Below are 23,201 nucleotides of genomic sequence, written 5' to 3'. Positions count from 1 at the left end.
GCCGTTAATCCTTCACCAGTGGCTTAAAGCGTTTCAACTCACTTAAACGGTAACCGGTGTAGTTACCCAGCATCAGGATAAGTGCCAGAATGACTAACTGGATGCCGATAAAGTTGAAGGTGATGTGACGGACGAAATCATTGGTCATCGCCAGGTACACCAGCACTGCAGTCAGCAGTGAGCCACCGCCCTGAACCAGCACTTCTTTTGCCCCTTCTTCTTCCCAGAGGATCGACATACGTTCGATGGTCCAGGAAAGAATGATCATTGGGAAGAAAGTGATAGTCAGGCCTTCTACCAAGCCAATCTTGAACGCCACGACAGTGAACACAGAAATGATCATGATAACGGTAATGATGACCGCTGAAATCCGGGCAACCAGCAACAGGTTAAGCCTTGAAAGGTAACTTCGGATAATAAGGCCAGTGCCAACAATCAACAGGAACCCGATAATACCGGGCAGCAATTGTGTCTGGACGAAGGCAACCGCAATCAACACGGGCATAAAGGTGCCCGAGGTTTTCAGGCCGACCAATACCCGAAGTAATACGACAACCAGGGCTCCGATTGGGATCAGCATGATAGTCTTGAACATTGCCTGTTCTTCAATCGGCAGGCTGTGGATGGAGAAGTTCAGCAGGCTTTCAGCCTGTATTTTCTCATCGGTTGCCTGTTTAGGGCTGATGTCCTGAGCGATGATCGAGAAGCTGATTTGGCTGTTGCTGCCACCCGTGACTTCCAGCAGCGGCGCGCCTTTTTCATTCCAGATCAACAGGTTCTGAAAAGTATCCTGTGTGCCGGTATCCAGGTTAAACAGCTGCCACTCAGCGTTATCCCAGACTTCGACCATAGGAATAATGCTCTGGCGGCGTCGACCATCTTCCAGTTGCAAGGCACCGACAACACGGGCATGAATGCCTTCCAGTGACAGGATTGAAACGATGGCATCCGCTTTACTCATTTCTTTGGTCAGCAAGGCGGCATTTTGGCTCTCTTTATCGTTGAACTGCTTAATCAACTCGCGGGCAAGGGTGACATTGTCAGCAGAACGCTGGCGGGCTTGAGTAAGCAGGGCTTCTGCCGCTATTTTGATAGGACCATCAAGCAGACTTGCTTGTGCTTCGCCTACGGGTGGCTCGATAGGATAGTTGGCGTTTTCATCCACCAGCATCTGGTTTTTGAAATAAAGGATCTGTTGCCCGACAGCTTCCCGTTTGGTCCACTCTGCACGGCGACCTTCTTCGGTACTGACCAGCGCAAAACCATAGCCGGGAGAACTGGTGTTTTCGTTGATCAGGGTAAACCCTTCCTGGGTATCTGGCGTTGCCAGAGAGACTTTAACCGGCCCGCCTTTAGCATCAAATTCTACCCGGGCCTCTACTTCCCACACCTGATGTTTTTGCCCGGCTGTCCATGGCACCCCATAGACAGTATGGCGGTAAATACTCATGCCAATACCAACAATGATCAGCAGGCTGATGAACACATAAAAAGGAACGCGTGAAGTCATTCTTTCCTCGTTAACGGTACTGAGTATTCAGGTCAGTACACTATTTATTTTCGGCGACAAATTTGGGGTGAATGTAGGACTGAGAGACATCAATGATGGCTATGTCCTTAAAAAACTCTCGGCCTAACAGCACAGGAAACTCCATGTGTGAGCGATCTGCCAAGGTAAATTGGGCTTTTTCGTGGAGAGCGCCTAGTCTGACACGCAGTTCGACGACAGGACGGCGCTCGAGCCCATCGGTGGATGACTGACGGATCTTGACCCAGCGAGTGACAGGAGCTTCGATGCTGGCAACCGGTTCGACGTCGTTGTTACTGTCTTGCGTGTGCGCCAGGTTGAATCGCACCCAGGTTTTTCCATCACGTTCAAATTCCTGAATATCTGTGGCATTCAAGGAAGAGGTTGTTGCGCCAGTATCAACACGTGCCTGGTAGTTTGAGCCAGCTGAATCAATCCAAACCCATTCCTGCTCACCGAGAATGGTTTTATTGGCTTGCTGTGGCACTGGAATTTCTTTCTCGACGTACACAACCTTTGGCTCTGACCGGTTTGCCATTTCACGTGCCTGATTCTGCCGCATGATTTTCAGCGTGTCTGACATATTGGCAACCTGTTGCTCCAGAGTTGCGATTTGCGCCTGCTGCGACTTCACGCTTTCATTAAGCAATGCATAGTTTGCCTGGATATTGGTCTCTATGTTGCTGATCGCGTTCAGTGTCTGCTGATGTTGTTCCTGAGATGTAACGCTGCAGCCAGATAAAGCGGCAGAAAAAAGAATCAGCAATCCGCTGCGTGTTAGCATGTGTAGCTCCGTACTGGGCGTTTAAGGTATTGAATTTAGGGTCGTAGTTTAGCTCGAAATGAAGGAGCCGAGAAGGAGGATTTGTCATGGGGAAGTCAGGATTACACCAGATCCGGAAATTATCTTTGACAGTAACTCCCGCGTAAACAGACTATTAAATAAAAGTTGTAAATTTTGAGTAAAAGAAAGAAGCCGGAAAACTTAAGTGGAGGTATGCAAATATAGTTCAACTTTTCGGAATTGAAATACTGTTTAAGAAATAAGGATAATGGCTCACACGAGATAATAGGGTCTGGTCTGTTTGTATCTTGCACCGGGAACCGCATACTCTCATTTAATACAATAGAAAGAGTCTGACTTGTATTGGGCTGGCCGCGAAGAATAAAAGGGCAGCCATGAAAGACTGCCCATAGGGAGAGGGCTGTGCTTAGTCAGGATTTCTGGCAACCAGAATGGCCCGTTTGGGGGCAGGGTAGCCTTCAATGGTCTTGGTCGGATCGTTCGGGTCCAGATAATCCGGCAGTGAATTGTGGGTCATCCAATCGGTCGTGCGTTGCTCGTCGGTGGTTGTCACACACTCATCGACGATACGCACGTCAGCAAAACCGACTTTCTCCAGCCATACTTTCAGCGCTTTTGCCGATGGGAAGAAATAAACGTTGTGCATTTGCGCGTAGCGGTCAAATGGCACCAACACGGCGTTTTCATCCCCGTCGATCACCAGAGTCTCCAACACCAGCTCCCCGTTTTTCACCAACTGGTTTTTCAGTTGGATCAGGTGATCAAGCGGTGAGCGACGGTGATAAAGCACTCCCATGCTGAACACGGTATCGAAGGCTTTCAGTGCCGGGAGCTTTTCAATGCCCAGTGGCAGCAGGTGTGCGCGCTGGTCATTGCCCATCAAACGGCGGATAGCCTCAAACTGAACCAGAAACAGCTCGGAAGGGTCGATACCTACCGTCAACTCTGCACCTTCACCCAGCATGCGCCACATGTGATAGCCATTGCCACAACCTACATCCAACACATAGCGGCCTTTCAGCGGCGAGATGTGCGGCAGCACACGATCCCACTTCCAGTCTGAACGCCATTCAGTATCAATATGGATACCGTGAACATGATAGGGGCCTTTGCGCCACGGATGGAACGCACGCAACAGGTTTTCAATTTTTGCACGCTGCCCGGCAGGCAGTTCGTTTTCTGTTCCTATGGTGACGCTGTCTTTGATGTCAACCATGGAAGGGGCATCCATCGGGATCTTCTTCAGCACGCGCATCCATTTTGGCAAGTCGCCATGCGGTTGGTTTTGCCATTCCGTCAGTTGGGCTGGCAATACATTCAGCCAGCTTTGCAGGCGGTTTTTCGCAATCAGTTGGTAGAAATCAGAAAAATCGAACATGGGTATCGTCTTATTGTTTTTGCTGTGCGCTGGAAGGTGCCAGCGCCCTTAACTTATTGAATGGCGAACCATCACTTTATGGCGAACATTGAACCAAAGTTAAAGCACTGGAACCACACTGCCACGCTGCTGAACCCAATGTCTGTCAGACGCTGCTTATGGGTGTCGATGCTGTCGGGTTTCATCACATTTTCCAGCGCACTGCGTTTTTGGCTGATTTCCAGTTCGCTGTAGCCATTGGCACGCTTGAAATCATGGTGCAAATCGATAAGCAGTTCATTGGCGTTGTGATCGGCAAAATGGTACTTCTCGGACAGGATCAGGATGCCACCTGGCTTCAGTCCGTTAAAGATTTTCTCCAGCAGTGCCTGGCGGTCGTCCGGGTTGAGAAACTGCAGGGTAAAATTGAGCACTACGACAGATGCATTGTGGATGTCGATATTGCGAATGTCGTCTTCGATGATTTGCACATCGGTCTCTGAGCGGTAAGCATTGACGTGTAATTTGCAGCGTTCAACCATTGCCGGCGAGTTATCAACACCGATAATAGTGCAATTTTTCGCTTTGATATGGCGGCGCATAGAAAGTGTTGCAGCGCCCAAAGAGCAGCCCAGATCGTAGATGTGGCTATCATCCGTCGCAAAACGTTCAGCCAGCATACCAATGGCGGAGATGATATTGCTGTAGCCCGGCACTGAGCGTTGAATCATATCCGGAAAAACTTCAGCGACATTTTCGTCAAAGGTAAAGTCACCCAGTTTTTCAATTGGCGCAGCAAAAATGTTGTCGCGATTTGCCATCTGAACCTGCCTAAAAAGAACCGAATACCGTCAAACTCTGCTTTCCTGAGACGCGGCACAACTACAAGGTTTGGATGCTGGTTTCCATCCTGCATCAAAAGGGCGCGTATTGTAGAGAATTTTCGGTGGATTGTCTCTCTTTGCTGTGTATTGCGGGATAGTGCAGTTCTAGTTATGCATCGTGCTTTCTCGTAAGGATGCGAAAGTACAGCGGCTACAACAAACGTATCTGGCTGCTGTCCGGTTGCGCTGGCATCAGAGGGGCCAAGGGGGGCAGGGCAATTTTCCCGCACAACTTCTCGTAATACCGAACAGCCAATTGTGGCGCTTCATCGTTATTGGCGGTGTGGATGAACAGATACGGCGTTTTTCCTTCGCCAATCCACTCAGGGATCTTCTTTAGCCAGTTAGTGAAAAATGTGTCGTTTCGCTCAAGCGTGGGATCACCGATAAATCGTATCATCGGCGTGTCTGCGGTCGAAATGGCGTGAACAGGTACGTTGGGTTTTTTCTGTTGGGCGTCGAGCAGGGCATCGGTATCCGCTGGCACGGCAAACACCGGCCGGCTGTCCATGATAATGCGGTTAGCGCCACATTCCATCAGCATTGCATTCAGTGCGCGCTCTTCCTCTCCTTTGGCAAAAAATGCCGGATGGCGCACTTCCACCCCGACCTTAAAACCCTTTGGCATACCGGTAAGGAAGCGTTTCAGGTCCGGAAGGTTCTGTGGGCCAAATGCGGCGGGGAGCTGGATTTTCCAAAGACCGATACGTTCATGAAGGGGCTGCATGAGCCGAATGAATTCCGACACCATTTCATCCGAGTGGCGCAGCATCATTTGGTGCGTGACAGGCTGTGGAAACTTAAAGGTAAAACGGAACGCATCGCTGGTGGCCGCTTTCCAGTTGGCTACCGTTGCGTGAGAGGGACTGGCATAAAACGTGGTGTTGCCCTCTACGGTATTAAACACTTCGGCGTAGCGTGCGAGGCGTTCGCCGCTCTTAGTACCCGGTGGATAAAACACCCGCTGCCAGCTATTGTGCGACCACTGGGTCATGCCCAAGCGAATAGGTGGTGAAGTGAGTTGTGACAGTGGCGTTTGCACCGGTGAATCCTTTCTTGTTGGCGGGGGGCCATTTTGCGTGCAGTAGGCGTGAAAGGTCAATCTATGTTGTTTTTTTGCGCAATCGCGACGGATTTTTTGATTCGTCTGGCTACGATTTACCGCAGGCTCAATTTTTCCTTTATAATGTTTCGTCTTTTTGAAATATTCAGACTTTGGCTGTTTGCATTCAATCAGCGGAAGTCAGCAGAGATGTCTGCATACCCTCATTCGACACTTTGCGCCCCAAGGCGTGAAAGGACAGTAAGTAACAGATCGGGAAATTCATATGCGCACCCAATATTGTGGTCACCTGAACAAAGCCCTGGCAGGGCAAACTGTAGAACTATGCGGCTGGGTTAACCGTCGCCGTGATTTAGGCGGTCTTATCTTCATTGATATGCGAGATCGTGAAGGTATCGTTCAGGTAGTGGTCGACCCGGATATGAAAGATATCTTCGAGGTGGCGAACCAACTGCGTAACGAATTCTGTATCAAAGTCACCGGTGAAGTGCGTCTGCGCCCTGACAGCCAGATCAACAAAGGCATGGCGACCGGTGAAGTCGAAGTGCTGGCACGTGGCGTTGAAATCATCAACCGTGCGGCACCGCTTCCGCTGGACTTCAACCAGAACAACTCTGAAGAGCAACGCCTGAAGCACCGTTATCTGGATCTGCGCCGCCCTGAAATGAGCGATCGCATCAAGATGCGCGCGAAAGCATCCAGCTTTGTCCGCCGCTTCCTGGACGACAACGGCTTTCTGGATATCGAAACCCCGGTACTGACGAAAGCGACCCCGGAAGGTGCGCGTGACTATCTGGTGCCGAGCCGTGTGCACAAAGGCAGCTTCTATGCACTGCCACAGTCACCACAGCTGTTCAAACAGCTGCTGATGATGTCTGGTTTTGACCGCTACTACCAAATCGTGAAGTGTTTCCGCGACGAAGACCTGCGTGCAGACCGTCAGCCAGAATTTACCCAAATCGATATCGAAACCTCGTTCATGAGCGCGGAGCAAGTGCGTGAAGTGACGGAGCGCATGGTACGTGAAATGTGGCAGGAGCTGCTGAACGTGGATCTGGGTGCGTTCCCAACCATGACATTCGAAGAGGCGATGCGTCGTTTCGGTTCAGACAAGCCTGACCTGCGTAACCCACTGGAAATGGTTGACGTAGCAGACCTGCTGAAAGACGTGGAATTCAAAGTATTCTCTGGCCCGGCGAACGATCCGAAAGGCCGCGTAGCTGTTATTCGTGTACCGGGTGGTGCAGAGCTGTCTCGTAAACAAATTGATGAATACACCAAGTTTGTCGGCATCTACGGAGCGAAAGGGCTGGCGTGGGTGAAAGTGAACGACCGCGCAGCGGGCATGGAAGGCATCCAGTCTCCGGTTGCCAAGTTCCTGACAGAAGACGTGGTAAATGCGATTCTTGAGCGCACCGGTGCAGAGTCTGGCGATATTATCCTGTTCGGCGCGGACAAGAATAACATCGTGACTGAAGCGATGGGCGCACTGCGTTTGAAACTGGGTACAGATTTGGGCCTGACAGACACCAGCAAATGGGCACCACTGTGGGTAGTTGACTTCCCAATGTTCGAAGAGGACGACGAAGGCAACCTGCACGCGATGCATCACCCATTCACGTCACCGCTGAATGTGTCGCCTGAAGAACTGAAAGCAAACCCACAGAACGTCAACTCGAACGCGTACGACATGGTGCTGAACGGCTATGAAGTGGGCGGCGGTTCTGTGCGTATCCACAACCCGGAAATGCAAACGGCGGTGTTCGATCTGCTGGGCATCGATGCTGAAGAGCAACAAGTGAAGTTTGGCTTCCTGCTTGAAGCGCTGAAATATGGTACGCCACCACACGCGGGTCTGGCATTCGGTCTTGACCGTCTGGTGATGCTGCTGTGTGGTACGGAAAACATCCGTGATGTTATCGCGTTCCCGAAAACCACCGCAGCGGCGTGTCTGCTGACCGATGCGCCAAGCGAAGCAAACCCGGCTGCATTGGAAGAGCTGGCACTGTCGATTACAGCGGCAGCAAAGAAAAATGAAGAAGTCGACGCCTGATTCGCGCTGATTTCAAAAACATAAGGCCAGATTATCTGGCCTTATTCGTTTCTAAACCTGACAGACATGGGTTCTATCCCGGAAAGGACCATGCTGTTTTGCTATAAATCCAAGACTTGAAGTAATTAATCAGTGGTATCTGTGGTCATCAGGGCCGGCCACTGGGGGAGGAGATTCAAATGGCAGGTCATAGTAAATGGGCAAACATTAAACACCGCAAGGCAGCGCAAGACGCGAAACGCGGTAAAATTTTTACTAAACTGATCCGCGAAATCGTGGTTGCAGCCAAAGAAGGCGGTGCGGAAGTAGAAAACAACCCACGTCTGCGTGCAGCGGTTGATAAAGCGCTGTCGAACAACATGACCCGGGACACGGTGAACCGTGCGATTTCCCGCGGAGCAGGCGGCGAAGGTGACGAGAACATGGAAACCGTGATCTATGAAGGTTACGGCCCGGGTGGCACCGCCGTCATGGTGGAATGTATGACTGACAACCGCAACCGCACTGTGTCCGGTGTTCGTCACGCTTTCTCGAAAGCCGGTGGCAACCTTGGCACCGATGGCAGCGTAAGCTACCTGTTTGAGAAAAAAGGGGTGATCTCCTATGCGCCGGGTCTGGATGAAGACGCAGTGATGGAAGCGGCGCTGGAAGGTGGTGCTGATGATGTAGAAACCCACGACGACGGTTCTATTGACGTCTACACCACACCGGAAGATTTTGGCGCGGTAAAAGATGCGCTGGATGCAGCAGGCTTTGAAGCACAAAACGCGGAAGTGACGCTGGTGCCTTCCACTAAATCTGAGCTGGATGCGGATACTGCACCGAAGCTGCTTCGTCTGATTGACGCTCTGGATGATCTTGACGACGTTCAGGAGGTTTACCACAACGGCGATATCTCTGACGAAGTCGCTGCAACGTTGGAATAATCCTTCGTGGCTATTATTCTCGGGATTGACCCGGGTTCGCGGATCACCGGTTACGGCGTGATCCGCCATCAAGGCAGCCATCTGGAGTATCTGGGCAGTGGTTGTATCCGCACGGACTCAGAAGATTTGGCAGGGCGACTGGGCCAGATTTATGCCGGTGTCAGTGAGGTGATCACCCAATTTCAGCCTGATACCTTCGCCATTGAACAAGTGTTTATGGCACGAAACGCGGATTCAGCCTTGAAGCTTGGGCAGGCACGCGGCAGCGCGATTGTGGCGGCAGTCAATGCGGGGTTGCCGGTCAGCGAATACGCCGCACGTTTGATTAAACAATCGGTAGTGGGCAAAGGCAGTGCCGACAAGAAACAGGTGCAGCACATGGTGGTTCATATGCTCAAACTGCCTTCCACACCGCAGGCTGACGCCGCAGATGCCTTAGCTGTCGCGATTTGTCATGCCCACACCAACCACACGCTGGTGGCAATGGCAGGAAAGGCGAAAAGTGCACGGCGGGGTAGATACCGATAGCTCCATAGAAAAGCGGCGTTATGCCGCTTTTCTGTTATCGCGACCTGTCACCGTGGCTGGTTGTCGCACAATAAACGCCTACCAAGGAAGGAGATAAACCGTTGAACAACCCCCGGCGCATACAGGGCAGTACTTTCTCTGTCGTAGCATGGATAATGGCATTCCTGAAACCCTATCGCAGCCGGGTCGCAGGCGCAGTTTTCTTCCTGTTTTTAGGATCGTTGAGCTGGCTGGCGCTGGGACAGGCGGTGAAGCTGGTTGTGGATGAAGGGTTTCTTTCCAGTGATGCTGCTGAGTTAAACCGCCTTGTCCTGCTCATACTCGGCATTACCCTGGTCAGCGGATTTGCAACATTCTTTCGCTTTTACCTGATGAGCTGGCTTGGCGAGCGCGTCAGTGCGGATATTCGTATGGCGGTGTATCAACACCTGCTCAGACTCTCTCCTTCGTTTTATGCCAAAGCGCGCACCGGTGAGGTGATAAGCCGGTTTACTGCAGACACGACATTGCTTCAAACCGTTGTAGGCTCCAGCCTTTCCATGGCATTGCGATCCGCTGTGTCTGTGATGGGCGGTTTGGTCATGATGGCCATTACCAGCATCAAATTGACGGGCTTTGTGTTGCTTGCCGTCCCTGTGGTGTTGGTTCCTATCTTTGTGCTGGGGAGAAAAGTGCGCAAGCTGGCGCGTGTGAGTCAGGATAAAGTGGCTGATCTTGGTGCCCATGTCGATGAAACACTGCATGAGATCCGCACCGTCCAGTCTTATAACCATGAAGATGCCGATGCGCGCCATTTCAATCACCGCGTCGAGTCGGTGATGGGGGCGGCTAAACAGAGGATCCAGTACCGCGCTGCGCTGATGGGGTCGGTGGTCTTTCTGTCGATTGTGGCCATTGTGCTGGTCACCTGGGTTGGGGCGCTCAATGTGTTAGAGGGGTCCCTGACAGCCGGTGAGCTTTCTGCGTTTATGTTTTACGCCCTGCTGGTTGCCGGCGGCGTCGCGACCATCGGAGAGGTTATCGGTGATATCCAGCGTGCTGCCGGGGCAACAGAACGGCTGATTGAACTGTCTGCCATGGAGCCGGATATCAAAGAGCCGGTCCAACCTGAAAGCTTGCCGCAGCACGTGCTGGGAAACGTCAGCTTCGACAACGTTTCTTTCTGTTATCCCGGTGATGAGAACTTGCCTGTGTTCAAGGGACTTTCCTTTACCGTGAAGGCGGGGGAGCGCATTGCACTGGTGGGTCCGAGTGGGGCGGGGAAGAGTACTGTTTTTGCGTTGCTGCAGCGCTTTTTTGACGTTCAGGCCGGGCAGATAGTGATTGATGGTGTGCCGGTCTCCCGTCTCCCTCTTGAATCTTTACGTAAGCAGTTTGCTTTGGTGCCGCAAGAGTCTGTGATCTTTGCTACCACCGTGCTTGAAAATGTCCGCTACGGCGCACCGGATGCCAGTGAAGACGCTGTAATAGCCGCCTGTAAAGCCGCGAGGGCCCATGAATTTATTATGGAATTTCCAGATGGGTATTTCACTGAACTCGGCGAGCGGGGCGTGCGTTTGTCCGGCGGCCAGAAGCAGCGGATATCTATTGCGCGGGCAATTTTGGCTGACAGGCCAATCCTGCTGCTTGATGAAGCAACCAGCGCATTGGATGCGATCAGTGAGCACAAAGTAAAATCGGCACTGGATGCCCTGATGTCACATAAGACTTCGATAGTGATTGCCCACCGACTGGCGACTGTGGTTAATGCTGATCGGATTTTGGTGTTGGACAAAGGGAAAATTGTGGCGACAGGTACCCATGAAGAGCTGATGGCGTCGTCATCGCTTTACCGGGAGTTTGCGGCACTTCAGCTAGTCTCGGCACTGGAAGAAAAAGCGCGGGTGAGTGGTAAGTGAATTCCAAACACCGGACGAGTGACTTTACCGTACAGGCACCAGTCTGATGCAATGTGAAAATTCGTTTGAAACAAGATGTGTCTTTTTAATGCCTGGCTTGTTTCGCGAAAAATGAATTGGCGTTTTTGTGATTTCAATGTGTTTAAAACTGGATATCTATCCAGTTGTTCATTATCCTACCCATCAATGATTAGCAATAAATTGAGTTTTCATTGTGATTGGTCGATTACGCGGCATTTTGCTGGAAAAGCAACCCCCTGAGATCCTGCTGGAAGTTAACGGTGTAGGCTACGAAGTGAGCATGCCGATGAGCTGCTTTTACGAATTGCCGGAAGTGGGAGAGGAGGCGATCATCTACACCCATTTTGTGGTGCGTGAAGATGCCCAGCTTCTCTATGGTTTTAATACCACGGTAGAGCGTGCGCTATTCCGCGAAGTGATTAAGGCTAACGGCGTCGGCCCTAAATTGGGCTTGGCCATTTTGTCAGGTATGACGGCAACCCAGTTTGTTGACAGTGTTGAGCGTGAAGATGTCTCTACACTGGTGAAAATCCCTGGTGTAGGCAAGAAAACGGCCGAGCGTCTGGTGATTGAAATGCGCGATCGCCTGAAAAACTGGCATGCGTTCGATCTCTTCACTCCTCACGCAGACGCTGCCGTCCGCCGTGCAAATGGCACGGAGACCGTGGTTGCTGCATCCACCGATCCGAAAGATGAAGCGATCAGCGCACTTATTGCACTGGGCTATAAAGCTGCCCAGGCTGAAAAGGTTGTCAAACAGGTGGCGGTTGATGGCATGAAGAGTGAAGCCATTATCCGTGACGCCCTGCGTTCAATGGTCTAGTGGAGTGAACTGGGATGATTGAAGCAGATCGACTGATGGGTACAGTGCCACCGAGCCGGGAAGACGATATCATTGACCGCGCTATCCGCCCTAAAATGTTGGCCGATTATCAGGGGCAGGATCATGTGCGCGACCAGATGGAAATTTTTATCCATGCAGCGCGCAAACGTAAAGAAGCCCTTGACCACCTGCTAATTTTTGGGCCTCCTGGATTGGGGAAAACCACCCTGGCCAACATTGTTGCCAATGAGATGGACGTAAATATCCGCACCACCTCTGGCCCGGTGCTTGAAAAAGCCGGGGATCTGGCAGCACTCCTGACCAACCTTGAACCCAATGACGTACTCTTTATTGACGAAATTCACCGTCTGAGTCCCGTGGTGGAAGAGGTGTTGTATCCGGCGATGGAAGATTACCAGCTGGATATCATGATTGGCGAAGGCCCGGCAGCCCGTTCAATCAAAATCGATCTGCCACCTTTTACGCTGGTGGGGGCCACCACCCGTGCAGGCTCCCTGACATCACCGCTTCGCGACCGTTTCGGTATTACCCAGCGTTTGGAGTATTACAACATTGCTGACCTGAAAGGCATTGTTCAGCGTAGTGCGAATTACCTAAACCTGGAAATAGATGAAGAAGGGGCGTACGAAATCGCGCGGCGCGCGCGCGGTACACCCCGTATCGCGAACCGCTTGCTGCGTCGGGTTAGAGATTATGCTGAAGTGAAAGCGGACGGCAAAATCGATGCAGATATTGCATCAAAAGCCTTGGATATGCTGGATGTCGATAATCAGGGCTTTGATTATATGGACCGAAAATTGCTGACTGCCATCATTGAGAAATTCGATGGTGGGCCAGTGGGCTTGGATAACCTTGCCGCTGCAATCGGCGAAGCAAAAGACACGATAGAAGATGTGCTTGAGCCTTACCTGATCCAACAGGGCTATTTGCAGCGCACGCCTCGGGGGCGTATTGCCAGCCAGCGCGCATACCTGCATTTCGGCTTTGATAGACCAGAGTAACTTTTCTCCTGTTCTTACTTTTTTCAAAGGCTGACTTTCGTTGGCCTTTGTGCTATTTCTCCATGGTCAAACCGTGCAAACAGAAGTGTTGTTTGCCATTCATGTACGGGCAGGTCTCTAAACGACAAGACTGATTTTTGTATTGATCTGACGCTTGGATTTAGGCTATTTCTTTGCCTCATATTGATTAATTTGACATCACTCACCGTGAGAGTATGTCAAATACTTTGAAGTAAGGGGGCATAATGTTTAGTATTAGTTGCCACTACATTAGAGGTTGCTCAACAAAATTCTAACTGTCGTGGTACATTTGTGCAACACAAAAAGGTGGCCGTTTACACGGTTCCCGCAAGGAAGCCTGATTGATCGAAATGGAATACGGTTTGTTAATGATTAGGTATTTACTTAACGATGTGTAGATATCGTGCGTCAGTCAGCCTGACGATAAAGGAGTTACTATGTTAACTGATATTGTGGATCTGTCGCGGTTCCAATTCGCTATGACCGCGATGTATCACTTCCTGTTTGTCCCATTGACTCTGGGCTTGGCATTCCTGCTTGCAATTATGGAGTCGTTGTATGTGATGACCGACAAGCAAATCTATAAGGACATGACCAAGTTCTGGGGTAAGCTGTTCGGTATCAACTTCGCGCTCGGTGTTGCTACCGGCCTGACCATGGAGTTCCAGTTTGGTACAAACTGGGCTTACTATTCTCACTATGTCGGCGATATTTTCGGTGCCCCTCTGGCAATTGAAGCGCTGATGGCTTTCTTCCTTGAATCCACCCTTGTCGGGATGTTCTTCTTCGGCTGGGATCGCCTGTCCAAACGCCAACACCTTGCTGTGACCTGGCTGACTGCTGTTGGTTCTAACTTCTCAGGGCTGTGGATTCTGGTTGCAAACGGCTGGATGCAAAACCCGGTAGGCGCTGAGTTCAACTTCGAAAGCATGCGTATGGAAATGGTGAGCTTTGCTGAAGTTGTACTTAACCCGGTTGCCCAGGTGAAATTTGTTCACACCGTGGCGGCGGGCTACACAACAGGGGCAATGTTTATACTGGGTATCAGTGCTTACTATCTGCTAAAAGGCCGTGACATTGCTTTTGCGCGCCGTTCTTTTGCCATTGCGGCGTCTTTCGGTATGGCGGGTATACTGTCGACTATCGTTTTGGGTGACGAATCAGGTTACGAGTTAGGCGATGTTCAGAAGGTGAAACTGGCGGCGATTGAAGCCGAGTGGCACACTGAACCTGCACCGGCTGCATTTACCCTGTTTGGCTTCCCTAACCAGGAGACCATGGAAACGGACTACGCCATTAAGATCCCCTATGTCATGGGCATTGTTGCGACGCGTTCGTTCGACAAAGAAGTGACGGGGTTGCGTGATCTGATTAAAGAGCATGAAGTGCGTATCCGTAACGGTATGCTGGCTTACAGCCTGCTTGAAAAACTGCGTGCTGGCGAACGTACTCCTGAAAATCTGGCTGCGTTTGATGATGTGAAAAAAGACTTGGGCTATGGCCTGTTACTCAAAGCGCACACACCAAATGTCGTTGATGCGACGGAGGCACAAATCAAACAAGCAGCGAAAGACTCTATTCCTCAGGTCGCACCGTTGTTCTGGAGCTTCCGCATCATGGTGGCCTGTGGTTTCGCAATGCTGTTTGTGTTCGGTATGGCGTTCTACCAGACTTGCCGTCAGAAGATCGACGAGAAACCTTGGGTTTTGAAAGCAGCGCTATGGTCAATTCCATTGCCATGGATTGCGGCTGAAGCCGGTTGGTTTGTTGCGGAATATGGTCGTCAGCCATGGGCTGTGGGTGAGATCCTACCGGTTCATCTGGCAGCATCAAACTTGCCAGCGTCTGAAATCATTACGTCATTAGTTGCTATCGTTACACTGTATACCGTGTTCCTGATTGCTGAAGTTTACCTGATGGTTAAGTTTGCTCGTAAAGGCCCAAGCAGCCTGAAAACTGGCCGTTACCACTTTGAACAGCTAAAGACTCCGGAAGCGGATTTGGCGCGTCAGGTTGAAGCATAAGGGGAGCTTGAGCAATGTTTGATTATGAAATTCTACGTTTAATCTGGTGGCTGCTGATTGGCGTGCTGCTGATTGGTTTTGCTGTGACTGACGGCTTTGACATGGGGGTTGGTGCGTTGGTACCCGTTATCGGTAAAACCGACAACGAGCGCCGTGTCATGATTAACTCTATCGCCCCACACTGGGATGGTAATCAGGTTTGGTTGATCACAGCGGGTGGTGCGCTGTTCGCAGCATGGCCGCTGGTTTATGCGGTGTCATTCTCTGGTTTCTACCTGGCGATGATCCTGACGTTGGCGGCATTGTGGTTTCGTCCTGTGGGCTTTGATTACCGCTCTAAAATTGAAGACACACGTTGGCGCAGTGCTTGGGACTGGGCCATCTTTATCGGTAGTTTCGTGCCGCCTATCATCTTCGGTGTGGCGTTCGGTAACCTGTTACAAGGCGTGCCGTTTGAACTGAGCGACCTGTTGATCCCAACGTATCATGGCTCGTTCTTTGGCCTATTGAATCCTTTCGCGATTCTGTGTGGCCTGGTCAGTCTGTTTATGATTGTGACCCAAGGTGCGACCTGGCTGCAGATGAAGACGACAGATGTGCTGCATGTTCGTGCGCGTAATGTGGCGCAAATCAGCGCAGTTTTGACGGCTGTCTGTTTTGCGATTGCAGGTTTTTGGGCACAAAGCATTGAAGGTTACGTTATTACCAGTCAAATCGTAACGGATGCTGTGTCCAATCCGCTGAACAAAGATGTCACGACACTGACTGGTGCGTGGTTTAACAACTATGAAACGTATCCAATACTTTGGGTAGCTCCCGTGCTGGCTGTGGTGATGCCTCTGCTGTCTGCGGTTGCATCTCGTCTTGAGCGCGGTGGCTTTGCTTTCCTGTTCTCAAGTCTCGCCATTGCCAGTGTGATCTTGACGGCAGGCTTTGCAATGTTCCCATTTGTCATGCCTTCTAGCCTGTTCCCATCACACAGCCTGACTATGTGGGATGCGACCTCCAGTGAACTGACGCTGAACATCATGACGGGTGTCGCGTTGGTGATGGTGCCCATCATTCTTGGTTACACTATCTGGTGTTACTACAAAATGTTCGGTCGTCTTGATGACAAGTTCATCGAAGACAACCAAAGTTCACTGTACTAAAAGAAGGGGTAAACCATGTGGTATTTCGCTTGGATTCTGGGATTATTGCTGGCGTGCTCATTCGGTATCATCAATGCGCTTTGGTTAGAACATACCGAAGCGATGGATCACGACAGTGAAGACTAAGTTCGGGACTATGCTAGACGGTTTGTATGACCGTCTTCATATCCGTGTTCTTACGCTGTTATCGCTGGCTTTGGCGTTAACATGCAGTGGCTTGGTGATGTGGGATCCCCAGAGCTTTGCTGACAGGATAGGCGGCTTTTCCGTTGCTAACGGCCCGGCCCTCGTTTGGGCGACTTGTACGGGAATGATCCATGGTATGGGATTTAAGCCGCGATTCTGGTTGTGGCAACTGGTCTTCTTCCCGCCATTCGCCTGGCTGGTGATGATATCTGTGCTTGCAAAAGCATTTGCCTGATATTCCCTGTGATACAACACTAAACAGCCTGGTTATAACAGCCGGGCTGTTTTATTTTGCGTCAATCGTGACCTTCCGCGCTGCTTGGTGCATTTAAACTGTTAAGCAAGTCAGTTATAGTAATCCGCTAAACCTTACTATGGATTTCAGGTAATTATCAGGATGAGGAATCTCCATCCATTCTGCTGGCCTGTTCGTATCTATTACGAAGACACCGATACCGGTGGACTTGTTTATCATGCGAACTACCTCAAATACTTCGAGCGTGCGAGAACCGAACTTCTGCGCAGCATCGGTGTCCATCAACATACGTTATTTGAAGAACATACGGCATTCGTTGTGCGTCACATGGATATAGACTTCCTGAAAGGAGCTACCCTTGACGAACAACTTACCGTTGAAACAAGGGTAGCTGAGTTGCGTCGGGCGACCATCACATTCTGTCAGGATTTGGTGAATTCAGACGGTGACGTGTTGTGTCGGGCCACGGTTAAGGTAGCCTGTGTCGACTCTGAGAAAATGAAACCAAAATCCATTCCTAAAACGATTCAATCGGAGATGTTAAGTGAGCGCTGAACTTTCAATTCTTGATCTGTTCTTGCAGGCGAGTCTGCTGGTAAAAGCGGTGATGTTGGTTCTGCTGGGCATGTCTATCGTGTCTTGGACAATGATCATTAAGCGCTCTCAGGTGCTGTCAGAAGCATTTACCAAAGCCGAGCGCTTTGAAGACCGTTTCTGGTCAGGGGTGGACTTATCGCAATTGTTCCAGGAAGTGCAGGCACGCAAAGATAAATTGTCTGGCAGTGAACAAATTTTCTATTCTGGCTTTAAAGAGTTTGCCCGCCTTCATCGTAGTAATGGCAAGGTGCCGGAAGCGGTGATGGAAGGGACGTCCCGTGCGATGCGTGTTTCTTTGTCGAAAGAAGTTGAGTCTTTAGAAACCAACTTACCGTTTTTGGCGACTGTCGGCTCTATCAGCCCATATATCGGCCTGTTTGGTACGGTTTGGGGCATTATGCATGCGTTTATTGCACTTGGCGCAGTTAAGCAGGCCACGCTGGCAATGGTGGCACCGGGTATCGCAGAAGCACTGGTAGCAACAGCTATGGGTCTGTTTGCGGCGATTCCTGCGGTGATGGCGTACAACAGATTGACATCGAAAGTCGGTAAACTTGAAAACAACTACATAAATTTCATGGAGGAGTTTTCAAGTATTCTTCACCGCCAGGCATTCGCGGCGCCGAAGGAGTAAGCCATGCCTTATCAGCGTAAACGGCGCAAGATGACTGCTGAAATCAACGTGGTGCCCTATATCGACGTCATGCTGGTACTGTTGATCATCTTTATGGTAACGGCACCTTTCGTGACGCAAGGGGTGGATGTTGATCTTCCGCAAACCACCACTGCGAAAACGGCCGCTGAGCTGGCAAAAGAAGAGGACAGCGGCGCATTTATCATCGTGGAAGTGGATCAAAACGGCGGCTTAGGGCTTTCCGTGAACAACGGAGATATGCAGCGCGGTCTGTCACTGCAGGATCTGTTGATCCGGGTGAAAGCTGAACTGGAAGTTAATCCTAAATCACCCGTGCTGGTCGGCGGTGATGGGCGCGTACCTTATTCAGAAATCATTCTTACTCTGGATGCGCTGAACCAAGCAGGAGTCTCGTCAGTGGGACTGATGACGGAACCGCTTGATTCATGAGAATTGGAATGAAAAATAAGCAGAAAACAAGCTATACAGGCGCAATAGTAGCTTCAGTATTGCTTCATGCCTTGTTGATTGGTGGCCTGCTTTGGGGAGCGGACTTTACAAAAGTGGCGCACCAACCAAGTGGCCAGAGCATTGAGGCGGTTGTGATTGACCCAAATGTGGTGAATGAACAAGCGCGTAAAATCCGCCAGCAGCGAGATGAAGCCAAGCGCCAAGAGGATGCTCGTCTTCGCCGCCTTGAACAGCAGGCACAGTTGTTAGAGCAACAGCGCGAACAGGAAGAAAAGCGTCTGCGGGAGTTAAAGGCAGAAAAGCTGGCCGCTGAAAAAGAAGCGCGTGAGGCCGAAACCGAACGTAAACGTATCGCTGAAGCGAAAAAGAAAGCAGCTGAAGAGCAACGTCAAGCTGAAGAAGCGGCACGATTAGCGAAAGAGAAAGCCGTGGCAGCAGAAGCTGAGCGACAACGCGTGCTTGAGGAACAACGCAAAGCGGAAGAGGAGCGCCAACGCAAACTGGCTGAGAAAAAGCGTGCTGAAGAAGAAGCACGCAAGGCCGAAGAGGAGCGTCAGCGTAAACTTGCGGAGAAGAAAAAAGCCGAAGAAGCAGCCCGTAAAGCAGAAGCTGCACGTAAAGAAGCCGAGCGCAAAGCAGCTGAAGCCAAGCGTAAGCAAGCAGAGCAGGAGGCTGCCCTCAATGAGCTTTTTAGCGGTCTCGAGTCGGAGTCCGCCACGCGGGATACGGCTCGGGGACGTTTCGTGAATGACGAAGCAGCCCGTTTTGGTGCTATTTACACGCAAATGATTAAACAAAACTTGCTTGTTGATAACAATCTTCGCGGGCAGGAATGTATTGTTAAAATGCGAATATCCGGCTCCGGACTTTTGTTGGATGTGAATGAAGTGGGGGGAAACCCTTCACTTTGTCGTGCAACTAAAGCGGCGGTATTGAAAGTGTCATCTTTCCCAATGCCAGATGACAAAGAAATCGCAGCCCAGCTTCAAGATATTGAGCTGACTGTGAAACCAGAGTAAGAGGGATCCTTCATGTTGAAACATTTACTCTTCGGGGCAGTAGCGATGATGTTGGCAGTGATTCAACCTGCACAGGCAGAGTTGAAGCTGGTCATCACCGAAGGGATTAACTCCGCACGACCTATTGCCATTGTCCCTTTCAAATGGGAAGGCGAGGGCAAGCTTCCTACGGATGTTTCAGCGGTCGTTGCTTCCGATTTGCAGCGAAGCGGTAAGTTTAGTCCCATACCTACTGACAAGATGCCGCAGACACCTTACAACGATACTGAGGTGGATTTTAATGACTGGACAGCAATAGGTGTAGATGCTTTAGTGACCGGAACAGTGAAGCCTGCTGCGGGAGGAAAATACCAGATTGAATATCAGTTAATTGATATTGTCCGTGGTCAGTTAACCGGGGGGCAAAGTAAAGGCTTATCAGCGTCCGGCGAACTGGTTATCACTAAAGATCACCTGCTGATTCATTCTAGACACACGGTGGGGCAAGAGGCGTTAAGAAAGTTGGCACACCTTATCGCTGATAGAATATATGAAAAATTAACCGGTGAGAAAGGGGCGTTTTTGACCCGTATAGCCTACGTGGTGATTGATGAGAAATCTGACCATCCTTATCAACTCAGGATTTCAGACTATGACGGGTATAATGAACATCGTGTTCTGAGTTCAACACAACCGTTGATGTCTCCCTCATGGTCGCCAGATGGTAAGCAACTGGCTTATGTGAGCTTTGAGAATGGTCAGGCGCAGATATTTCTCACCAATATTTATACAGGTGAGCGTCAAATGATTTCTTCATTTCCGCGTCACAATGGCTCGCCGCGCTTCTCGCCGGATGGCAGTAAACTGGCGATGGTGCTGTCAAAAACCGGCAGTCTGCAAATTTATGTAATGGATTTGAATACCCGCCAGCTTGAACAAATCACCAAGGGGCGGGCCAATAATACCGAGCCATTCTGGGCGCCAGACGGGCAGTCTTTGATCTTTACATCAGACCGGGGTGGTAAACCACAGATTTATCGAGTAAATTTATCTGATGGGTCCACCAACAGGATTACTTGGCAAGGCAGCCAGAATCTCGGCGGTCAGCTCACTCCGGATGGTCGATACTTGGTAATGGTTCATCGTTCGGACTCAGGCTACAACATTGCAAAACAAGATTTGCAAACGGGTGCTGTAGAGATTCTAACGAAAACGATGTTGGATGAATCTCCTAGTCTTGCGCCAAATGGCAGCATGGTGATTTACAGCTCAGTATACGGGCGTAGTAATGTGCTTTCTATGGTGTCTATTGATGGGCGCTTCAAAGCACGTCTGCCAGCGACTAATGGTCGGGTGAGAGCCCCAGCATGGTCCCCGTTCCAATAATATTTGCGCTTATTTGATATAAGGAAAACAAGATGCAAGTTAATAAAGTACTTAAAAGTTTGGCTGTAGCTCTGCCTATGTTTACTCTGGCAGCATGTAGCTCAAGCGACAGTTCTACTGACAGTACTGGCACTGAAACAAATACCGGTTCGCAAACAACCGTTGTCACGCCGGTAGACGGTGGTCAGGGCGGTTTAACTGAGCAGGAAATCCGCAATAACGAACTGCGCCAGTCACAAACTGTTTACTTTAGCTTTGACGACTACTCAGTGTTGCCACAATTTGAAGACATGCTGGATGCTCATGCAGAATTCCTGCGCGCAAATGCTGATATCAAAGTGGTAGTAGAAGGTCACGCCGATGAGCGTGGTACGCCGGAGTACAACATCGCACTGGGTGAGCGCCGTGCAAACGCAGTCGCTAAATACCTGCAAGCGTTGGGTGTGCCGTCTTCTCAAATCTCTATCGTAAGCTACGGTGAAGAAAAGCCACTGGTTCTTGGTCAGGGTGAAGACGCGTACTCAAAGAACCGTCGTGCGGTTCTGGTTTACTGATTAAAAGGTAAATCTTATGAGCAGTAACACTTTGCGTTTTCTTTCGCTGGCGTTACTGGTGAGTGTGGCGGCCCCGGTGGCTGCCGCACCTGCTCCGGTGACTGAGTTGGGCGGTAGTGGTAGCTCTTTCGAGCGCTTGGAGCGTATGCTGGAAGCACGAAACCAGATGCAAATCGACATGCAGCGTCAGCTTGACCAAATGGCCGGTGAGCTTGACGAATTACGCGGTACTGTCGAAAGAAATAGCTATGAGTTAAATCAGATGCTGGAGCGTCAGCGTGATCTTTACCGCGAGATTGATACGCTAAGAAACACAAAACCTGTACCTGCAGTCGAGCGTGAACCGGACGGAAAGAGTTCGGAAGCGTCTTACTCGACGAATCAGTCGGAAAATGCAGAATATGATGCGGCGGTGAATCTCATCCTGAAGAAAAAGAATTATGCCGGTGCTGTCGATGCGTTCAATGCATTCCTGACTAAATACCCTGAATCGATTTATAAGCCAAACGCCCATTACTGGCTCGGTCAGCTCTATTTTTCAAAGAGCCAGCTGGATGATGCGAAGAAAAATTTCACTGCTGTCAGCCAGTTTGCTAAATCCAGCAAACGGGCGGATGCGCTCCTGAAGCTGGGTATCATTGCCGAACGTCAGAGTGATGGCGCTTCTGCGAAGGCACTCTTTGAACAGGTTGTGAAGGAATACCCTGGCACAACAACAGCGAAGCAGGCTCAAAAGCAGCTTAGCCAGTAATCGAATTCTATAAAAATAAGAAGGCCAGCATTGCAACTGGCCTTCTTGCCGTTTAAAAGGCGTTGGATAGGGCGGATGTGTTATTAATGGTGAAAGTTCCCGGCCAAGCTGGGTATAATACCCGAATTGGAAGCCAATTTGAGTAAGCTGATGAGCCAGATTCTTAATACTGCAGAGACAGTATATCCCTTCCCTCCGAAGCCGGAGGCATTGTCCGAGCAACAAAAAGCTGACTACATCGCGAGCATCAAACAACTGCTCAAGGACAAAGATGCAGTCATGATTGCTCACTACTACACCGACCCGGAAATTCAGGCACTGGCTGAAGAAACCGGCGGCTTTGTGGGTGATTCACTGGAAATGGCCAAGTTTGGTAACAAGCATCCAGCCAAAACCCTTCTGGTGGCGGGCGTCCGTTTTATGGGCGAAAGTGCCAAAATCCTCACGCCTGAAAAAACCGTTCTGATGCCGACCCTTGAGGCCGAATGCTCGCTGGATTTAGGCTGTCCTGAAGACAAATTCACTGAATTTTGCGATGCCCATCCTGACCATACTGTGGTGGTTTATGCCAACACCTCTGCCGCGGTAAAAGCGCGAGCAGACTGGGTGGTGACATCCTCGATTGCACTTGAAATCGTTGAGCACCTGGATGCCCAGGATAAGAAAATTATCTGGGGGCCAGACCGCCATCTTGGCTCATATATCGCAAATAAAACCGGTGCTGACATGCTGCTGTGGCAGGGTGAGTGTGTGGTTCATGATGAGTTTTCGGCTAAAGCGCTGAAAGACATGAAAGCCGTGTATCCTGATGCAGCGATTCTGGTGCACCCTGAATCACCAGCAAGTGTGGTTCAACTCGCTGATGCCGTGGGTTCAACCAGCCAGCTTATCAAAGCGGCAAAAGCGCTACCTCACCAACAATTGATTGTGGCAACGGATAAAGGCATCTTCTTTAAGATGCAGCAGATGGTACCGGAAAAAGAGTTGATTGAAGCGCCGACAGCAGGTGCAGGTGCAACCTGCCGCAGCTGCGCGCATTGCCCCTGGATGGCGATGAATGGCCTGAGAGCGATTGAGCGGGCACTGCATGAAGGTGGCGAAGCGCATGAGATCCATGTCGATGAAGCAATTCGCGTTAAGTCTCTTGTGCCACTGAACCGGATGTTGGATTTCGCAGCCTCACTACAACTGCAGGTAAAGGGCAACGCCTGACATATGGGTTTATTGTATATACCCAAGCATTTTCAGGTTGCTTGGGTGTAAA

Annotated in this window: 23 protein-coding genes; 18 read left to right on the top strand and 5 right to left on the bottom strand. The window is 50.5% G+C overall.

Annotated features, from left to right (window positions below):
* Nucleotides 1-4: 4 nt before the first annotated feature.
* The 5 genes from VHA_RS15820 to VHA_RS15800 form a co-directional block, all read right to left on the bottom strand.
* Nucleotides 5-1,510 (bottom strand): inactive transglutaminase family protein, encoded by a 1,506-nt coding sequence (locus VHA_RS15820; protein WP_005506116.1) that lies wholly within the window; start codon nt 1,508-1,510, stop codon nt 5-7.
* Nucleotides 1,511-1,550: 40 nt separating this feature from the next.
* Nucleotides 1,551-2,312 carry an ATP-dependent zinc protease family protein gene (locus VHA_RS15815; RefSeq protein ID WP_005506108.1) on the bottom strand — a complete coding sequence of 254 codons (762 nt, stop codon included), beginning with the start codon at nt 2,310-2,312 and terminating at the stop codon, nt 1,551-1,553.
* A gap of 427 nt (nt 2,313-2,739) precedes the next feature.
* Entirely contained in the window at nt 2,740-3,711 is a 972-nt protein-coding gene (gene cmoB, locus VHA_RS15810) for a tRNA 5-methoxyuridine(34)/uridine 5-oxyacetic acid(34) synthase CmoB (RefSeq protein WP_005506107.1), read from the bottom strand.
* A 71-nt stretch (nt 3,712-3,782) separates the two neighbouring features.
* Nucleotides 3,783-4,511 (bottom strand): carboxy-S-adenosyl-L-methionine synthase CmoA, encoded by a 729-nt coding sequence (cmoA, locus tag VHA_RS15805; protein ID WP_005506106.1) that lies wholly within the window; start codon nt 4,509-4,511, stop codon nt 3,783-3,785.
* Between the two features lie 214 nt (nt 4,512-4,725).
* A complete protein-coding gene (locus VHA_RS15800) occupies nt 4,726-5,580 on the bottom strand; it encodes a DUF72 domain-containing protein (RefSeq protein WP_172465030.1) in 855 nt (284 codons plus the stop codon).
* A 322-nt stretch (nt 5,581-5,902) separates the two neighbouring features.
* Here VHA_RS15800 and aspS point away from each other — a divergent pair, with 322 nt between their 5' ends.
* The 18 genes from aspS to nadA all read left to right on the top strand — a co-directional run bounded on the left by aspS (nt 5,903) and on the right by nadA (nt 23,149).
* On the top strand, nt 5,903-7,690 hold the full coding sequence (aspS, locus tag VHA_RS15795; RefSeq protein WP_005506102.1) for an aspartate--tRNA ligase: 1,788 nt from the start codon (nt 5,903-5,905) through the stop codon (nt 7,688-7,690).
* A gap of 179 nt (nt 7,691-7,869) precedes the next feature.
* Complete coding sequence (locus VHA_RS15790; protein ID WP_005506101.1) at nt 7,870-8,616, top strand: YebC/PmpR family DNA-binding transcriptional regulator; 747 nt, start codon at nt 7,870-7,872, stop codon at nt 8,614-8,616.
* Between the two features lie 6 nt (nt 8,617-8,622).
* Entirely contained in the window at nt 8,623-9,144 is a 522-nt protein-coding gene (gene ruvC, locus VHA_RS15785) for a crossover junction endodeoxyribonuclease RuvC (protein WP_005506100.1), read from the top strand.
* 101 nt (nt 9,145-9,245) lie between these two features.
* Entirely contained in the window at nt 9,246-11,042 is a 1,797-nt protein-coding gene (locus VHA_RS15780; RefSeq protein WP_040529110.1) for an ABC transporter transmembrane domain-containing protein, read from the top strand.
* Between the two features lie 214 nt (nt 11,043-11,256).
* Nucleotides 11,257-11,886 (top strand): Holliday junction branch migration protein RuvA, encoded by a 630-nt coding sequence (gene ruvA, locus VHA_RS15775; RefSeq protein ID WP_005506098.1) that lies wholly within the window; start codon nt 11,257-11,259, stop codon nt 11,884-11,886.
* A gap of 14 nt (nt 11,887-11,900) precedes the next feature.
* Nucleotides 11,901-12,908: a Holliday junction branch migration DNA helicase RuvB gene (ruvB, locus tag VHA_RS15770; RefSeq protein ID WP_005506096.1), complete on the top strand. Its 1,008-nt coding sequence runs from the start codon at nt 11,901-11,903 to the stop codon at nt 12,906-12,908.
* Between the two features lie 458 nt (nt 12,909-13,366).
* Nucleotides 13,367-14,953: a cytochrome ubiquinol oxidase subunit I gene (gene cydA, locus VHA_RS15765; protein WP_005506094.1), complete on the top strand. Its 1,587-nt coding sequence runs from the start codon at nt 13,367-13,369 to the stop codon at nt 14,951-14,953.
* Between the two features lie 14 nt (nt 14,954-14,967).
* A complete protein-coding gene (gene cydB, locus VHA_RS15760) occupies nt 14,968-16,104 on the top strand; it encodes a cytochrome d ubiquinol oxidase subunit II (protein WP_005506093.1) in 1,137 nt (378 codons plus the stop codon).
* 15 nt (nt 16,105-16,119) lie between these two features.
* A complete protein-coding gene (cydX, locus tag VHA_RS18755; protein ID WP_040529108.1) occupies nt 16,120-16,230 on the top strand; it encodes a cytochrome bd-I oxidase subunit CydX in 111 nt (36 codons plus the stop codon).
* Nucleotides 16,231-16,240: 10 nt separating this feature from the next.
* On the top strand, nt 16,241-16,525 hold the full coding sequence (ybgE, locus tag VHA_RS15750) for a cyd operon protein YbgE (RefSeq protein ID WP_005506089.1): 285 nt from the start codon (nt 16,241-16,243) through the stop codon (nt 16,523-16,525).
* Nucleotides 16,526-16,687: 162 nt separating this feature from the next.
* Complete coding sequence (ybgC, locus tag VHA_RS15745) at nt 16,688-17,101, top strand: tol-pal system-associated acyl-CoA thioesterase (RefSeq protein WP_005506087.1); 414 nt, start codon at nt 16,688-16,690, stop codon at nt 17,099-17,101.
* Nucleotides 17,091-17,777 carry a protein TolQ gene (gene tolQ / locus VHA_RS15740; RefSeq protein WP_005506085.1) on the top strand — a complete coding sequence of 229 codons (687 nt, stop codon included), beginning with the start codon at nt 17,091-17,093 and terminating at the stop codon, nt 17,775-17,777. Before ybgC ends, tolQ begins: the two co-directional genes overlap by 11 nt.
* 3 nt (nt 17,778-17,780) lie before the next feature.
* On the top strand, nt 17,781-18,227 hold the full coding sequence (tolR, locus tag VHA_RS15735; RefSeq protein WP_005506084.1) for a protein TolR: 447 nt from the start codon (nt 17,781-17,783) through the stop codon (nt 18,225-18,227).
* An 8-nt stretch (nt 18,228-18,235) separates the two neighbouring features.
* On the top strand, nt 18,236-19,267 hold the full coding sequence (gene tolA, locus VHA_RS15730) for a cell envelope integrity protein TolA (RefSeq protein ID WP_005506083.1): 1,032 nt from the start codon (nt 18,236-18,238) through the stop codon (nt 19,265-19,267).
* Nucleotides 19,268-19,279: 12 nt separating this feature from the next.
* Nucleotides 19,280-20,632 carry a Tol-Pal system beta propeller repeat protein TolB gene (tolB, locus tag VHA_RS15725; protein ID WP_005506082.1) on the top strand — a complete coding sequence of 451 codons (1,353 nt, stop codon included), beginning with the start codon at nt 19,280-19,282 and terminating at the stop codon, nt 20,630-20,632.
* Between the two features lie 32 nt (nt 20,633-20,664).
* Nucleotides 20,665-21,186, top strand: coding sequence for a peptidoglycan-associated lipoprotein Pal (pal, locus tag VHA_RS15720; RefSeq protein ID WP_005506081.1), 522 nt, complete (start codon nt 20,665-20,667; stop codon nt 21,184-21,186).
* A gap of 16 nt (nt 21,187-21,202) precedes the next feature.
* A complete protein-coding gene (gene ybgF, locus VHA_RS15715) occupies nt 21,203-21,937 on the top strand; it encodes a tol-pal system protein YbgF (RefSeq protein WP_005506079.1) in 735 nt (244 codons plus the stop codon).
* A 150-nt stretch (nt 21,938-22,087) separates the two neighbouring features.
* The gene (gene nadA / locus VHA_RS15710; RefSeq protein WP_040529107.1) at nt 22,088-23,149 is read left to right on the top strand and encodes a quinolinate synthase NadA; all 1,062 of its coding nucleotides are present in this window, start codon (nt 22,088-22,090) and stop codon (nt 23,147-23,149) included.
* Nucleotides 23,150-23,201 lie beyond the last annotated feature (52 nt).

Source organism: Grimontia hollisae CIP 101886, from assembly GCF_000176515.1.
Classification (GTDB): Bacteria; Pseudomonadota; Gammaproteobacteria; order Enterobacterales; family Vibrionaceae; genus Enterovibrio; species Enterovibrio hollisae.
The sequence above is the reverse complement of the archived record's forward strand: the minus strand, read 5'-3'. Positions and strand labels throughout refer to the sequence as shown.

Coding starts and splice junctions, on each gene's coding strand:
- pal (WP_005506081.1), top strand. CDS start 20,665: ATGCAAGTTAATAAAGTACTTAAAAGTTTGGCTGTAGCTCTGCCTATG.
- tolB (WP_005506082.1), top strand. CDS start 19,280: ATGTTGAAACATTTACTCTTCGGGGCAGTAGCGATGATGTTGGCAGTG.
- VHA_RS15815 (WP_005506108.1), bottom strand. CDS start 2,312: ATGCTAACACGCAGCGGATTGCTGATTCTTTTTTCTGCCGCTTTATCT.
- ruvB (WP_005506096.1), top strand. CDS start 11,901: ATGATTGAAGCAGATCGACTGATGGGTACAGTGCCACCGAGCCGGGAA.
- cmoA (WP_005506106.1), bottom strand. CDS start 4,511: ATGGCAAATCGCGACAACATTTTTGCTGCGCCAATTGAAAAACTGGGT.
- ybgF (WP_005506079.1), top strand. CDS start 21,203: ATGAGCAGTAACACTTTGCGTTTTCTTTCGCTGGCGTTACTGGTGAGT.
- ybgE (WP_005506089.1), top strand. CDS start 16,241: ATGCTAGACGGTTTGTATGACCGTCTTCATATCCGTGTTCTTACGCTG.
- cydX (WP_040529108.1), top strand. CDS start 16,120: ATGTGGTATTTCGCTTGGATTCTGGGATTATTGCTGGCGTGCTCATTC.
- VHA_RS15790 (WP_005506101.1), top strand. CDS start 7,870: ATGGCAGGTCATAGTAAATGGGCAAACATTAAACACCGCAAGGCAGCG.
- VHA_RS15820 (WP_005506116.1), bottom strand. CDS start 1,510: ATGACTTCACGCGTTCCTTTTTATGTGTTCATCAGCCTGCTGATCATT.
- tolA (WP_005506083.1), top strand. CDS start 18,236: ATGAAAAATAAGCAGAAAACAAGCTATACAGGCGCAATAGTAGCTTCA.
- ybgC (WP_005506087.1), top strand. CDS start 16,688: ATGAGGAATCTCCATCCATTCTGCTGGCCTGTTCGTATCTATTACGAA.
- cmoB (WP_005506107.1), bottom strand. CDS start 3,711: ATGTTCGATTTTTCTGATTTCTACCAACTGATTGCGAAAAACCGCCTG.
- aspS (WP_005506102.1), top strand. CDS start 5,903: ATGCGCACCCAATATTGTGGTCACCTGAACAAAGCCCTGGCAGGGCAA.
- cydB (WP_005506093.1), top strand. CDS start 14,968: ATGTTTGATTATGAAATTCTACGTTTAATCTGGTGGCTGCTGATTGGC.
- nadA (WP_040529107.1), top strand. CDS start 22,088: ATGAGCCAGATTCTTAATACTGCAGAGACAGTATATCCCTTCCCTCCG.
- cydA (WP_005506094.1), top strand. CDS start 13,367: ATGTTAACTGATATTGTGGATCTGTCGCGGTTCCAATTCGCTATGACC.
- tolR (WP_005506084.1), top strand. CDS start 17,781: ATGCCTTATCAGCGTAAACGGCGCAAGATGACTGCTGAAATCAACGTG.